This window comes from Agromyces albus (genome assembly GCF_004134825.1).
Classification (GTDB): domain Bacteria; phylum Actinomycetota; class Actinomycetes; order Actinomycetales; family Microbacteriaceae; genus Agromyces; species Agromyces albus.
Window position 1 is genome coordinate 1 of record NZ_SDPN01000032.1, and the last position, 13573, is coordinate 13573.

At 70.2% G+C, this 13573-nt stretch carries 12 protein-coding genes; 5 read left to right on the plus strand and 7 right to left on the minus strand.

The genetic code is table 11. From position 1 onward, the window contains the following. The 5 genes from ESP51_RS14715 to ESP51_RS14735 form a co-directional block, all read left to right on the plus strand. The coding region (locus tag ESP51_RS14715) for an XdhC family protein (protein WP_164990537.1) at window positions 1–750 on the plus strand (750 nt) is incomplete at its 5' end. A 118-nt stretch (window positions 751–868) separates the two neighbouring features. Continuing rightward, window positions 869–1672: an FAD binding domain-containing protein gene (locus ESP51_RS14720; RefSeq protein ID WP_129521648.1), complete on the plus strand. Its 804-nt coding sequence runs from the start codon at window positions 869–871 to the stop codon at window positions 1670–1672. Beyond that, complete coding sequence (locus ESP51_RS14725; RefSeq protein WP_129521649.1) at window positions 1669–4530, plus strand: molybdopterin-dependent oxidoreductase; 2862 nt, start codon at window positions 1669–1671, stop codon at window positions 4528–4530. The genes ESP51_RS14720 and ESP51_RS14725 overlap by 4 nt, the downstream gene beginning before the upstream one ends. A gap of 65 nt (window positions 4531–4595) precedes the next feature. Then, entirely contained in the window at window positions 4596–5501 is a 906-nt protein-coding gene (gene pucL / locus ESP51_RS14730) for a factor-independent urate hydroxylase (protein ID WP_129521650.1), read from the plus strand. Between the two features lie 22 nt (window positions 5502–5523). Next, entirely contained in the window at window positions 5524–6897 is a 1374-nt protein-coding gene (locus ESP51_RS14735) for an 8-oxoguanine deaminase (protein ID WP_129521651.1), read from the plus strand. A gap of 32 nt (window positions 6898–6929) precedes the next feature. On the opposite strand, the gene ESP51_RS14740 is transcribed toward ESP51_RS14735, so the two are convergent. The 7 genes from ESP51_RS14740 to ESP51_RS14770 all read right to left on the minus strand — a co-directional run bounded on the left by ESP51_RS14740 (window position 6930) and on the right by ESP51_RS14770 (window position 13568). Further along, complete coding sequence (locus tag ESP51_RS14740) at window positions 6930–7568, minus strand: helix-turn-helix domain-containing protein (protein ID WP_129521652.1); 639 nt, start codon at window positions 7566–7568, stop codon at window positions 6930–6932. A gap of 3 nt (window positions 7569–7571) precedes the next feature. Then, entirely contained in the window at window positions 7572–8441 is an 870-nt protein-coding gene (locus ESP51_RS14745) for an ABC transporter permease (protein ID WP_129521653.1), read from the minus strand. A gap of 1 nt (window position 8442) precedes the next feature. After that, entirely contained in the window at window positions 8443–9243 is an 801-nt protein-coding gene (locus tag ESP51_RS14750; protein ID WP_129521654.1) for an ABC transporter permease, read from the minus strand. A gap of 9 nt (window positions 9244–9252) precedes the next feature. Further along, window positions 9253–9990, minus strand: coding sequence for an ABC transporter ATP-binding protein (locus ESP51_RS14755; protein ID WP_129521692.1), 738 nt, complete (start codon window positions 9988–9990; stop codon window positions 9253–9255). Between the two features lie 114 nt (window positions 9991–10104). Next, complete coding sequence (locus ESP51_RS14760; RefSeq protein WP_129521655.1) at window positions 10105–11184, minus strand: ABC transporter substrate-binding protein; 1080 nt, start codon at window positions 11182–11184, stop codon at window positions 10105–10107. 183 nt (window positions 11185–11367) lie between these two features. Next, on the minus strand, window positions 11368–11658 hold the full coding sequence (locus ESP51_RS14765; RefSeq protein WP_129521656.1) for a WXG100 family type VII secretion target: 291 nt from the start codon (window positions 11656–11658) through the stop codon (window positions 11368–11370). Between the two features lie 119 nt (window positions 11659–11777). Continuing rightward, the gene (locus tag ESP51_RS14770; RefSeq protein WP_129521657.1) at window positions 11778–13568 is read right to left on the minus strand and encodes a sensor histidine kinase; all 1791 of its coding nucleotides are present in this window, start codon (window positions 13566–13568) and stop codon (window positions 11778–11780) included. Window positions 13569–13573: the final 5 nt, after the last annotated feature.

Sequence of the window (13573 nt, forward strand, 5' to 3'; positions counted from 1 at the left end):
GGCCCCGGCGTCCCCGGCGCCCACGGTGCCGGCCTCTCCGGCAGCCTGCCCGCGCTCGACGACGGCGAACTCGCCGCGGCGGGCGTCCGCGGCATCTCCGCCGCGCGCATCGTCGCCGAACTCGATCGAAGCGTCCGCTCCGGCCGATCGGGTCTCGTGCACTTCGAGTGCGACGGCGACGAGCTCGTGTTCTTCTGCGAGAGCCGCCTCACGCCGCCGCGCCTGGTGATCTTCGGGGCCGTCGCCTTCGCCGAGGCGCTCTCCTCAGCGGCGGCCCTCCTCGGCTACCGGGTGAGCGTGTGCGACCACCGGCCGGCGTTCGCGACGGCCGAGCGGTTCCCGGCCGCGCACGAGGTTGTCGCGCAGCGCCCCGTCGACTACCTCGCCCGCCTCGAGGTCGATGAGCGCACGGTCGTCTGCGTGCTGAGCCACGACGCGCGCACCGAGGTTCCGCTCCTTCGTCTCGCGCTCTCGCTGCCGGTCGCCTACGTCGGCGCCCTCGGCTCCCGGCGCACGCACGCGGAGCGCGTCGAGCTGCTTCGCGAGGCGGGCGCCACCGCGGGCGAGCTCGAGCGTCTGAGATCCCCGATCGGCCTCGACCTCGGCGCGGCGACGCCCGAGGAGACGGCCGTGTCGATCCTCGCCGAGGTGATCGCCGTGCGATCCGGGCGCGATGCGCGACCGCTCAGCGCGACGACGGGGCCGATCCACGCCACCGCCGATCGCGAGGCGGTGGTCGGAGTGTCGTAGTCCCGCTTCGCGAGGTCGCCCGCCCGGCGACCGACGTGTCGCGCGTGAGTCGAAAATGTTCATCTGGGAAACATCCCCGTCATGTCGCTTCGATTCACTGGTGCCGAAGGGAATCGCCATGGACCTCAACACGATCACGGGCTATCGGTACGCGCGCTCGCGCAGCGACCTCCTGCTCGGCGACGCCGAACGGTTCGTGGCCGGCGGCACCTGGATGTTCTCCGAGCCGCAGCTCGAGGCCACGGGACTCGTCGACCTCTCCACGATGGGTTGGCCGGCCCTCGAGGCGAGCGACGACGGGCTCCGCATCGCCGCCACGTGCACGATCGCCGAGCTCGCCGAGATGCCCGAGCACGAGGGCTGGGCGGCGCATCCGCTGTTCTTCCAGTGCGCCACTGCGCTCCTCGCCTCGTTCAAGATCTGGAACGTCGCGACCGTGGGCGGCAACGTCTGCCGGTCGTTCGCCGCCGGGTCGATGGTGTCGCTCGCCGTCGCTCTCGACGGTGCCGCTCTCGTGTGGACCCCCGACGGCGGCGAATACCGGATGCCGGTCGAGCGCCTCGTGACCGGCAACGGCACCAACTCGCTCGCGCCCGGCGAGGTGCTGCGCGCCGTCGACATCCCAGCCCACGCGCTGCGCGCCCGCACCGGATACCGCAAGATCGCACTCGCCGAGCTCGGCCGCTCGGGCGCCGTCCTCACGGGCCGGATCGATGAAGACGGTCGCGCGGTCTTCGGCATCACGGCGGCGACCTGGCGCCCCACGGTGCTGCGATACCCCGAGCTGCCGGATGCCGCGACGCTGCGTTCCGACGCGGCATCCGCCGACGACTACTACACCGACCCGCTCGGCACCGAAGACTGGCGGCGCGAGGTGAGCTGCGTGCTCCTCGAGGAGATCCGGCAGGAGCTCGCCGCATGAGGTTCACCGTCAACGGGAGCGAGCGCGACGCCGAGCCGCGCGCCGGCCAGTGCCTGCGCACCTTCCTGCGCGACCACGAGCATCTCGAGGTGAAGAAGGGCTGCGACGCCGGCGACTGCGGCGCGTGCTCGGTGCTCGTCGACGGTGTGCCCGTGCACTCGTGCATCTACCCGGCGCAGCGCATCGAGGGGCACTCCGTCACGACCGTCGCGGGCCTCGGCACGCCCGACGAGCTCCACCCCATGCAAGCGGCGTTCGTCGACCACTTCGGCTTCCAGTGCGGGTTCTGCACGGCCGGCATGATCGTCACGGCATCGACCCTCGACGAGGAGCAGCTCGGCGACCTGCCACGGCTCATGAAGGGCAACCTCTGCCGTTGCACCGGGTATCGCAGCATCCGTGAATCGATCACGGCGGGCGTCGCGGCATCAGGCAAGGCCGCGTCGAGCGCAGCGACCACGGCACCGGCAATCGAGCTCCCCGAGACGGATGCCGCGCACCCACGCGGCGCCCGCAACCTCGGCTCGACCGGCGCCGACGACCGCCCGCCGTCGCTCATCGGACGCTCCGTCGAACCGCCGGCGGCACGGCGAGTCGTGACCGGCACCGAGCCGTTCACCTTCGACACGGCGACGCCCGGCGCCTTGCACCTCAGGGTGCTCGGCTCGCCGCATCCCCACGCGCGCATCCGCTCGATCGACACGAGCGCGGCCCTCGCGGTCGACGGCGTCGAGCTCGTGCTCACCCATCACGACGTGCCGGCACTGCGCTTCTCGACGGGCCGGCACGAGCACCGCAGCGACGATCCCGACGACACCCGCGTGCTCGACGACGTCGTGCGCTTCGTCGGACAGCGCGTGGCGGCAGTCGCAGCGACCAGCGCAGCGGCCGCCGAAGCGGCGTGCCGGCGCATCGTCGTCGACTACGAGGTGCTGCCGGCGGTCTTCGACCCCGAGGAGGCCCGCAGTCCCGGCGCCCCCCTCATCCATCCCGACCGAACGCCCGCCGATCGCGTCGACGAGGCCGGCCGGAACGTCATCGCGACGCTCCGCGCCGGCTACGGCGGCGACGTCGACGAGGCACTCGCGGCATCCGACGTCACCGTCTCGGGCACCTGGCAGACGCAGCGGCTCAGCCATGCCCAGCTCGAGACGCACGGATCGATCGGGTGGCTCGACGACGACGGCCGGCTCGTGGTGCGCACGAGCTCGCAAGTGCCGTTCCTCACGCGCGACGAGCTGTGCCGGCTGCTCGACCTGCCGCAGGATCGCGTACGCGTGTTCACTGCACGGGTCGGCGGTGGCTTCGGCGGCAAGCAGGAACTCCTCACCGAAGACCTCGTCGCGATCACCGTGCTGCGCACCGGCAAGCCCGCCGTCTACGAGCTCAGTCGCACCGACGAGTTCGTGCGCACGTCGGTGCGGCACCCGATGCGGGTCGCCGTCGCGCTCGGGGCCTCCCGCGACGGCCGGCTCACCGCGATGCGCGTCGACGTGCTGAGCGACACCGGCGCGTACGGCAACCACTCTCGTGGCGTGATGTTCCACGGATGCGCCGAATCGATCAGCCTCTACACGAGCCCCGTGAAGCGCATCGACGCCGAGGCCGTCTACACGAACAACACCCCGTCGGGCGCATTCCGCGGCTACGGGCTCGGCCAGGTCATCCTCGGGGTCGAATCCGCGATGGACGAGCTCGCGATCGAGCTCGGCATCGATCCGTTCGAGTTGCGGCGCATCAACGCGATCCGTGAGGGCGAAGTACCGCTCGGATTCTTCGGCGAACCCGAGCCCGACATGCGCCCCGGAGGCTACGGCCTCGACCAGTGTCTCGACCTCGCGGAGCAGGCGCTCCGGCGCGGCAACGGCGTCGAGGCGCCCGATGGCGAGCACTGGCGTGTCGGCGAGGGCATGGCGGCATCGATGATCGCCACGATGGCGCCCGGCGGGCATATCTCGAAGACCACGGTGACCCTGCGCCCCGACGGCAGCTACGTGCTCGGCGTCGGCACGAGCGAGTTCGGCAACGGCACCACGACCGTGCACGCCCAGATCGTCGCGACCGATCTCGGCACCTCCATCGACCGCGTCCGGCTGCGCAACTCCGACACCGACGCGGCCGACTACGACACCGGGGCATTCGCCTCGGCCGGCACCACGGTCGCCGGCAAGGCACTGCACGCTGCGGCGCTCGCGTTGCGTCACGTCCTCGTCCGCACCGCGGCGACCATTTCGGGAACGGATGCCTCGGCGTGCACGCTCGGCCCCGACGGCATCACGGTAGGCGGTCGGCTCGTCGGCTTCGCCGAGCTCATCGCCGCGGCCCCGGCCGAACATCGCACGGGCGACGGAATCGCCGCCTCCGCCGCGGAGTACGGCGAGCACCGCTCGCTCGCGTTCAACGTGCAGGCGTTCCGCGTGGCGGTCGACGTGCGCACCGGCATCGTTCGGATCCTGCAGTCGGTGCAGAGCGCGGATGCCGGAACCGTCATGAACCCAGAGCAGTGCCGCGGCCAGGTGGAGGGCGGCACCGCGCAGGCGATCGGCGGTGCGCTCTACGAAGAGGTCATGGTCGAGGAGGGCCGCATCCAGACGCCCGTCTTCCGCATGTACCGGGTGCCGCAGATGGCCGACATCCCCGACACCGAGGTGCTCTTCGCCGAGACGAGCGACGACCTCGGGCCGTTCGGCGCGAAGTCCATGAGCGAGAGTCCCTACAACCCCGTCGCCGCTGCGCTCGGCAACGCGATCCGGCGCGCGATCGGCTCCCGTCCGTACGAGACGCCGTTCTCACGCGACCGCGTGTGGCGGCTCGCACGAGATGCCGAGGCATCCGTCGCCCCGATCTGGACAGCATGAACGACACGCACAGCCCGGCCCCGGCACGCCCGATGCCCCCGACGACCAACGACTAGGAGCAGCAGATGGCCATCGTTCTCGGAGACCACCAGTACGGCAAGGCGGAGAACCGCATCGTGCGGATCTACCGTGACTCGCCTCGCCACGAGATCCACGACGTCAACGTCTCGACCGCGCTCCGCGGCGACTTCGCCGCGGCCCACCTCACCGGCGACCAGTCGAGCGTGCTGCCGACTGACACGCAGAAGCAGACGGCCTACGCCTTCGCGAAGGAGAAGGGACTCGTCTCGATCGAGGAGTACGGGCTCGAGCTCGCCCGTCATTTCGTCGACGACGTGCCGCCCGTCGAGGCCGCGCGCATCGAGATCGAGGAGTACGCGTGGGAGCGGGCGCTCGTCGACGGCGCCGAGCACGACCACACGTGGGTGCGCAAGGGGCAGGAGGTGCGCACGGCGTCCGTCACGGTCGAGGGCACCGGCGACGAGCAGCGCACGTGGATCACCGGCGGACTCAAGGACCTCGTGATCCTGAAGTCCACGGGTTCCGAGTTCCACGGCTTCTATGAGGACGAGTACACGGTGCTCCAGCCCACCACCGATCGCGTCATGGCCACGTCCCTCGTCGCCAAGTGGCGGTTCACGACGACGGAGGCAGACTGGAACGAGGTCTATGCGGGCGTCAAGGCGATCCTCGTGAAGCAGTTCGCCGTCGTGCACTCGCTCGCCCTGCAGCAGACCCTCTTCGAGATGGGCAAGGCCGTGCTCGAGGCCTACGACTCGATCGCCGAGGTGCGCCTGTCGGCTCCGAACAAGCACCACTTCCTCTACGACCTCTCGCGCTTCGGCGTCGAGAACGACAACGAGGTGTTCCACGCCGACGACCGCCCCTACGGGCTCATCCAGGCGAGCGTCATCCGCGACGACGCGCCCGACGCCGGCCCCGCGTGGCACCAGTACAGCGGGCTCGTGTGACCAACGTTCGAGCGGACCACGCGTGACCCGGAGAGCCGGTCGCACCGTCATCGAGGGGGCGTACGTCGCGACGGTCGACGCGCGCGACACCGAACACGCCGTCGGTCATGTCGTCATCGACGGCGGTCGCATCACGTCGGTCGGGCAGGGCCCCGCGCCGGCGCAGGCGCTCGAGCAGGCCGACGTGCGGATCGACGGCCGGGGACACCTGCTCACGCCGGGTCTCGTGAACACCCATCACCACCTGTACCAGTGGCTGACGAGGGGTGTCGCGCAGGACTCGATCCTCTTCGACTGGCTCGTCGCCCTCTACCCGTCGTGGTCGCGGATCGACGCCGGGCTCGTCGGTGCCGGCGCGGCAGGTGCGCTCGCCGTGCTCGCCCGGTCGGGCTGCACGACGGTCGGCGACCACCACTACGTCTTTCCGCGCGGCGCGGGCGACCTCGTCGGCGCGATCGTCGAGGCAGCGGCGAACATCGGCGTGCGCGTGCACGCGACGCGCGGCTCGATGGATCTCGGTGCGAGCCAGGGCGGGCTGCCGCCCGACTTCGCGGTCGAGACGACGGATGCCGCGCTCGCCGCGAGCCAGGCGGCCGTCGAGACCTATCACGACCCCTCCTTCGACTCGATGGTGCGCGTGGCGGTAGCGCCCTGCTCGCCGTTCTCGGTGACGGCCGACCTGCTGCGCGAATCGGCGCTGCTCGCGCGCGACCTCGGTGTGCGACTGCACACGCACGGCGCCGAGACGGTGGAGGAGGAGGCGTTCTGCCTCGAGCGGTTCGGCGCCACGCCCACGCGCTACCTGGAGGGGCTCGGATGGCTCGGCGACGACGTGTGGATGGCGCACTGCGTGCACCTCGACGACGACGCGATCGACCGCTTCGCCCGCACGGGCACGGGCGTGGCGCATTGCCCGTCGTCGAACGCCCGGCTCGCGGCGGGAATCGCCCCGGTCGCCGATCTCCTGCGCGCGGGCGTGCCGGTCGGCCTCGGCGTCGACGGCGCGGCCTCGAACGAGTCGGGCCAGCTCGGCACGGAGATCCGGCAGGCGGTGCTGCTCGGCCGGCTGCGCGCGGGCGCCGACTCGCTCAGCGTGCGGCAGGCGCTCCGGATGGCGACGATGGGCGGCGCCCGGGTGCTCGGCCGGGAACGGGAGCTCGGATCGATCGAGCCCGGCAAGCTCGCCGACCTCGCGCTCTGGCGGATCGACGGCGTCGAGCACGCCGGGATCGCCGACCCCGTCGCGTCCCTCGGCCTCGCGGCACTGCCGCCGCTCAGCCGGCTCATCGTGGGTGGCCGCACGGTCGTCGAAGACGGCCGGCTCACCCTCGCCGACGAGCGGCTCATCGCCGGGAGCGCAGCGCGTGCCAGTCTCGAACTCGCCGCACGGAGCTGAGCGACCCGACGGCCTGCGTCGGAACGGAGCGGTCAGGCGCCGCGCTTCGCCGCCGCCGCTCGTGGCGCAGCGACGACGCGCGACCGCTCCTTGACCACGATGAGCCGGAAGATGCCGGCCTCCGACCACCAGCGGTGGCGTACGCCGCCGGCGTAGTAGACCGCGTCGCCCGTGTCGAGCATGACGATCTCGCCGTCGAGGTCGACCATGACGGGGCCCGCAGTGGCGTACAGGAACTCGTCTTCGGCGTGCACGTAGTAGTCGCCCGGCGAAGTGTTGCGTCCCTCGTACTCGAGGGGATGGAACGGTCGGGCGCTGTGCGCGAGCATCCGTGCCGTGCCCTCGGCGAATCCCGGCCCATCGGGCGCGGCGTCGCCCGCCCGGCGCACTTCGACCACCGGCGGTTTTGCGGCGCTGTCGGCTGTGTCTTCGGCTGCGGCGACGAGCTCGATCGGGCTCGTGCCGAGCGCCACCGCGATGCGGCGGAGTGACGAGAGGCTCGGCTGCGCGAGTCCCCGTTCGAGCTGGCTGAGGAACGGGTGCGAGAGGTCGGTGAGTTCTGCAAGCTGCACGAGCGTGTCGCCGCGGCTGCGGCGGAGGCGGCGGATGTGTGCGCCGAGGCGCAGCGCGGCGGCATCCGTCTCGGCTGACCAACGACCGGTCGTCGCCATGCGTCAGACGCGCTTGTCGGGATGCATGCCCATGCGGGTGAGCACCACGTTCTCGGCGATCTGCACGACGTTGTAGAGCACGAGCGAGACGGCGGTGACGACGACCACAGACGCCCAGAGGGCGGAGAACTGGGCCTGTGCGATGTAGCCGCCGACGGAACCGCCGATGCCCTCACCGGTCGCGAGCCATTCGGCGAGCAGGGCGCCGGTGATCGCACCGGGCACCGAGATGCGCACCGCCGCGAAGAACGACGGGAGCGATGAGGGGAGGGCGACCTTGCGGAGCGCCGTCACGGGGGTGCCGCCGTACACGGTGATGACGTCGTTCATCTGGGGCGAGGCCGATTTGAGGCCGAAGGCGATGCTGACGAGTGCGGGGAACAGCACGACGATGCCGCCCATCACGGCGACGGTCCAGTGGTCGCGTCCGAAGATCATGATGATGACGGGCGCCATCGCGATGAGCGGAACCGACCGCAGCAGCATCGCGACGGGCATGAGCGCATGCTCGACGCCCTTCGAGAGCTGGAACACGATCGCGCCGAGGAGCGCCACCGCGAGACCTGCTGCGAAGCCGATGAGCGCGTCGCCGAGCGTGACGGCGAGGTTGTCGCCGACCGTGGCACGGTTCGCCGCGGCTTCGGGCACGGTGAACAGGAAGTTCCAGACGTCGGCGGGGCCCTTGGCGATGTACGGCGAGATGTCGAGGGCCCACAGCACGCCGACCCACAGCACGAGCACGGTCACGATCGTGACGAGGAAGGTGACGACGCTCGTGCCGAGCGCGCGGAGCACCGCGCCCATCGACTCGGCGCGGACCTCCTTGCGCAGTGCGACGACGGCGTTCAGCTGCGTCGTGGTGGAGACCTCCATGTCAGGTGCTCCTTCCGCGTGACCACGGGGCGACCGCGCGGGCAACGAGGCCGACGAGCGCGAAGCCGAGCAGCGCCACGGCGCCGCAGACGAGCGCGATGCCCCACACTCGCGGAGCGTCGAGTCCCTGTTGGGCGGCGATCATCGCGGGGCCGACGCCGAGCTCGACCTTGCCGAGGAACTCCCCGAGCACGGCGCCGAGGAAGGCAGCGGGCACCGCGATCTGCAGTGCGGTCAGGATGTGGGGGAGCGCCGCGATGATGCGCACCTTCACGAGTTGCGTGAGCCGAGTGCCACCGTAGACGGTGACGACGTCGAGGCTCGCGGGGTCGGCTGCCTTCAAGCCGAGCAGCGAGCCGACGACCGTCGTGAAGAACACGCTCAGCGCGGCGAGGAAGACCGCGGTGCCCGAGGGCTCTCCCGGCGAGGGAGCGCCGATGATGATGAGTGCCAGCGGGCCGATCGCGACGATCGGCACGCAATACGTGATGATCGCGAGCTGCATCACGGCGCCCTCGAGCCGAGGCACGACGAGCACGAGCGCGGCGAGCAGGAGTGCCAGGCCGTTGCCCCAGAGGTAGCCTTGGGCGGCCTCGACGAGCGTGACCGAGAAGTTGCGCCAGTAGAACTCGAACCCGCTGTCGGCGAAGCCCATGATGACCTCGGGCGGAGTGGGGATTGCACGATTGGCTCCGGCGCCCGTGTTCGAGAACACCGTGAGGGCGCTGACCCACCAGAACGCGATGAGGGCCGTGCCGCCGATGAGGCCGGTCGCCCACGGCGGAAGTCGGAACGTCTTCACCGCGGCTCCTCAGTGGTCGTCGACCGCCGCCCCGCCCTGCCCGAAGAGCAGTTCGGAGGCGTGGTCGACGTAGGCGTGGAACTCGGGCGTGCGCTGCATCTCGGGCGTGCGCGGGCGGGGCAGGTCGATGTCGATGACCTCCTTCACCCGGCCGGGTCGCGGGCTCATGACCGCGACCTGGTCGGAGAGGAAGATCGCCTCGGAGATGCCGTGCGTGACGAGCAGGGTCGTGGCCGGCTTCTCGGTCCAGATGCGCAGCAGCTCGAGGTTGAGCTTCTGGCGCGTCATGTCGTCGAGCGCGCCGAACGGCTCGTCGAACAGCAGGACCGAGGGTTTGAGGATGAGGGAACGGGCGATCGAGGTGCGCTGACGCATGCCGCCCGACAACTGCGCCGGCTTCGCCTTCTCGAACCCCTTGAGGCCGACGAGGTCGATCATCTCCCGCACGTAATCGTGGTCGACCGGCACGCCGGCGACCTCGAACGGCAAGCGGATGTTCGCGAGCACGCTCCGCCACGGCAGGAGCGCGGAGTCCTGGAACGCGATGCCGAGCTCGTTCGCCGCCCGCAACTCCTTGGGATTCTTGCCGTCGACGCGGGTCGTGCCGCTCGACGGCTCTTCGAGCCCGGCGAGGATCCGCAGGATCGTCGACTTGCCGCAGCCCGACGGCCCGAGCAGGGAGAGGAAGCTCCCCTGGTCGGTGTGGAGGTTCGCGTCCTGGAGTGCGACGACATTGCGCCGCCCCATGGTGAACACCTTGTTCAGGCCGGTGATCTGCAGGCCGGTGCCCAGGGACTGTTCCTGGACACCGGCCACTTGCTCGTACGTCACGTTCCCGTGTTCCTCACGTGTGGTGGTGCGCTACTTCAGGTACTTCACGAGCTCGGGGTGCTCCTCGTAGACCTCGGCGAGAAGGCTGAGGTCGAACAGATCGTCGGCCGTCACGTCGATTCCCGCTCCGGCGAGGCTCGCGATGGTCTCCTCCTGCAGGCTCTCGGAGATCGTGAACAGGCCGTTCGTGGCGGTCTCGTCAGAGACGACGAGCTCTTCGGAGGCCTTGATGGATCCGGCCTTCGAGTTCTCGGGGTTGAGGTCGAGATCCTTGCCGTACTCTTCAACGGCCAGGCGCGAGCCCTCCTCCGGGTCGTTCACCGCGTCGGTCCAGCCGAGGATCTCCGCGTAGAGGAACGCCTTGAGCTTCTCGCGGTCGTTCGCGATCGCGTCGTCGGTGACCGTGAAGGTCTCGGCGACGAAGGGGAGCCCGTTGTCGGCGAACGGGAGGTCGACCGTCTCGTTGCCCCCGGCGGCGACCGTGATCGACTCGTTCGTGAGGTAGGCGACGAAGCCGTCGACCTCGCCATTCGTGAGGGGAGCGGGGTCGTACTGCACGGGGACGATGGTGAGCTCGGACTCGTCGATGCCGTTCGCGGCGAGGAGCGCCTTGAAGAGGCTCGTGTTGGAGTCCTGCACGCCGATCTTCTTGCCCTTCAGGTCGTCGGGCGTCGCGATGTTGCCGCCGTCGGCCAAGGAGAGGATCGTGAACGGGTTCTTCTGGTACGTGGTGCCGATGATCTTCACGGGGGCCTGCTCGTTGGCGACGGCGGCACCCGTGGAGACGGCGTCGCTCAGCGCGACGTCGACGCTGCCCGAGACGAGCTCGGCGATACCCGTCGACGGGCCGGGGATCAGGTTCACCGACGAGAATCCGGCGTCGGTGTAGTAGCCCTCGGAGTCTGCGAAGAACTCGCCCGCGAACTCCTCGTTCTTGATCCACGACAACTGCACCGTGAGCTCGCCGTGGTCGGCGCTCGCGTCACCGTCGCCGGTGCTGGACGATGCGCCTGAGGCGCAAGCGGCGAGGGTCATGGCCGAGGCCGCGGCGAGGGCGGCGACGGCGATGCTGCGGAGGCGTCGAGCGCCGACGGGGGAACGGAATGTCATGTGTGGATCTCCACTCTTCGATACAGGGGACAGGGCATCGTCGACCGGCTGGTGCGGAGCCGGCTCGCGCGATGCAGCGCAGGAAGTGGTGCTTCCCCGTGAGGATAGGAGATGTAGATTTCACGAACATACGCGGCCGTGTTTCGCTCGCGTGAACACGCCCGCCGAGGGCAGGCGGACGGCTCAGCGGAGGAAGAGCCGGGCGTTCGACTGCTCGGCCTCGGCGTATTGCACGCCGGCGGTGCCGAGGGCATGGTTGAGGCCCGCGAGGCTCTGCTCGACCTGCACCTGGGTGGCGCGCCAGTCGGCGACGGCGGCCTGGAATGCGGCCGACGCCTGGCCGGTCCATGACGACTGGAGGCCCGTGAGCTGGCCGAGGAGCGAAGACACCTCGGACTGGATGCGGCCGATCGTGCCCTGCACGGTCTGGTTCGCGGCGGACACCTGGTCGCTGTCGACGTGGTAGCTGGTCATGGAGATTCTCCCGTTCGTTCGGTGTTCCGCCGACGCTACGCGGGGTGCGGGCGACGAAGACCGAGCGAGCGCACTGTGGTGAGCGGCATCCGTCGACGAACGCCTGTCGAGGAGGAGTGTCAGCCCTCGACGACGCGCTGCGGCGCGGATGCCGAGCTCGCGAGAGGAAGCGAGACCCGGAACGTCGCACCGCCGCCGGGTGTCTCGACCACGTCGACGACGCCGTTGTGCGCGGCCACGATCGACGACACGATCGCGAGGCCGAGCCCCGACCCGCCCGTCTCTCGCGTGCGCGACGTGTCGGCGCGCCAGAACCGCTGGAAGATCTTCTCGCGGATCTGCAGCGGGATGCCCTCGCCGTGATCGACGACCTCGACCATGGCTCGTTCGGCGGCATCGTCGATCGAGATGCGGATCTCGAGGGGGCTGTCGTCGGAGGTGAAGCGGATCGCATTGGCCATCAGGTTCGTGATGACCTGCCGGATCTTGTTCTCTTCAGCCAGGACGATCGCATGGCGCACCGGCACGGCGGCGGACTGCGTGAGGGGTGCCGGTGCCGGCACCGTCGCCGTCGCCGACTTCTTCGAGGCAGCGGATGCCGCAGCTGCGGCCTTCCCCGAAGCGCCGCCACGGCGCTGCGGCGCCGCCGTGGCGTGCACGTCGGCGCGAGTGCGGCGTCCGCGGAGCCGCGCGAGCGTGGCGCCCGCGAACGAGATCGGTCCGGTGGGCAAGCGGCCGCTCTCGGGTTCGAGCTCGACCTCGACCTCGAGGTCGGGTGACGGTTCGCCCGCGGCATCCGTACCGCTCGTCTCCTCGGGGGCGATCACGGTGATCGTGCGAGCGGGATTTGCCGCCATCGCGTCGAGCGCGGCGTCGCGCGCGAGCGGCACGAGGTCGACTTCGCCGAGCTCGAGCGGCTTCGCCTCGTCGAGTCGTGCGAGGGCGAGCAGGTCTTCGACGAGGCCGCCCATGCGGATGGCCTCCTTCTCGATGCGGTCCATCGCCTGCGCGACCTCATCGGGGCTCTGCAGGGCGCCCATGCGGTAGAGCTCGGCGTAGCCGCGCACCGATACGAGCGGGGTGCGCAGTTCGTGGCTCGCATCGCCGACGAATCGCCGCATCTGGTCGATCGTTCGGGCGCGGTCGCGGAACGCCCGGTCGATGCGGTTGAGCATCGTGTTGAGCGAACGCGTGAGGCGGCCGACCTCGGTGTTGGGCATCGCCCCGCCGAGCCGCTGGCTGAAGTCGCCGTCGGCGATCGCCGCAGCGGTGCGCTCGACCTCGCGGAGCGGGCCGAACGTGCTCGTCACGAGCATGCGGGTGAGCAGGGCCCCGATGAGCACGACGCCGAAGCCGAAGCCGAGGAAGATCGTGAGGTAAACGGCGAGCAGCTGCTCGGTCTCCTTCGAGGAGATCGCGATGATGACCGGTGCCAGGGAGCCGTGCTCATCGGAGACCATCAGGGCCGTGACGGCGCGGAAGGTCGGCGCGTTCTGCGCGTCGCGGAGCTGGAGCACGCTGTAGCCCGACGGGTTCAGCTGGGTGACCTTGGCTTGCGTCAGGGTGCGCGGGAACTGGGGCCACGTGCTCTCGTCGCGCTCTTCCCAGTTGTTCTGCAGGTACGCGCCCGAGGGGCTGTATACCGCGACGAACACGTCGTCGGCCGGCTTCAGGCGAAGGCTGCCGAGATCGGGCTTGCCGCCGGCGTCGTCGAAGTACTCCCTGAGGTCGCCCGAGGCGAGCGCGGTGAGCTTGGACGACATCTGCTCTTCGACGTAGGAGCGCAACATCGCCGCCGTGCCGATGCCCGAGACGAGGAGCCCGAGGGTCAGCATGAGCACCGTCACACCAGTGATCTTGGTGCGCAGTGAGATGCGGTTCCACCGCTCGAGGATCTTCGACTGTTGCATGGCGG

Coding starts and splice junctions, on each gene's coding strand:
- ESP51_RS14720 (WP_129521648.1), top strand. CDS start 869: ATGGACCTCAACACGATCACGGGCTATCGGTACGCGCGCTCGCGCAGC.
- ESP51_RS14725 (WP_129521649.1), top strand. CDS start 1,669: ATGAGGTTCACCGTCAACGGGAGCGAGCGCGACGCCGAGCCGCGCGCC.
- pucL (WP_129521650.1), top strand. CDS start 4,596: ATGGCCATCGTTCTCGGAGACCACCAGTACGGCAAGGCGGAGAACCGC.
- ESP51_RS14740 (WP_129521652.1), bottom strand. CDS start 7,568: ATGGCGACGACCGGTCGTTGGTCAGCCGAGACGGATGCCGCCGCGCTG.
- ESP51_RS14745 (WP_129521653.1), bottom strand. CDS start 8,441: ATGGAGGTCTCCACCACGACGCAGCTGAACGCCGTCGTCGCACTGCGC.
- ESP51_RS14755 (WP_129521692.1), bottom strand. CDS start 9,990: ATGGGGCGGCGCAATGTCGTCGCACTCCAGGACGCGAACCTCCACACC.
- ESP51_RS14760 (WP_129521655.1), bottom strand. CDS start 11,184: ATGACATTCCGTTCCCCCGTCGGCGCTCGACGCCTCCGCAGCATCGCC.
- ESP51_RS14765 (WP_129521656.1), bottom strand. CDS start 11,658: ATGACCAGCTACCACGTCGACAGCGACCAGGTGTCCGCCGCGAACCAG.
- ESP51_RS14770 (WP_129521657.1), bottom strand. CDS start 13,568: ATGCAACAGTCGAAGATCCTCGAGCGGTGGAACCGCATCTCACTGCGC.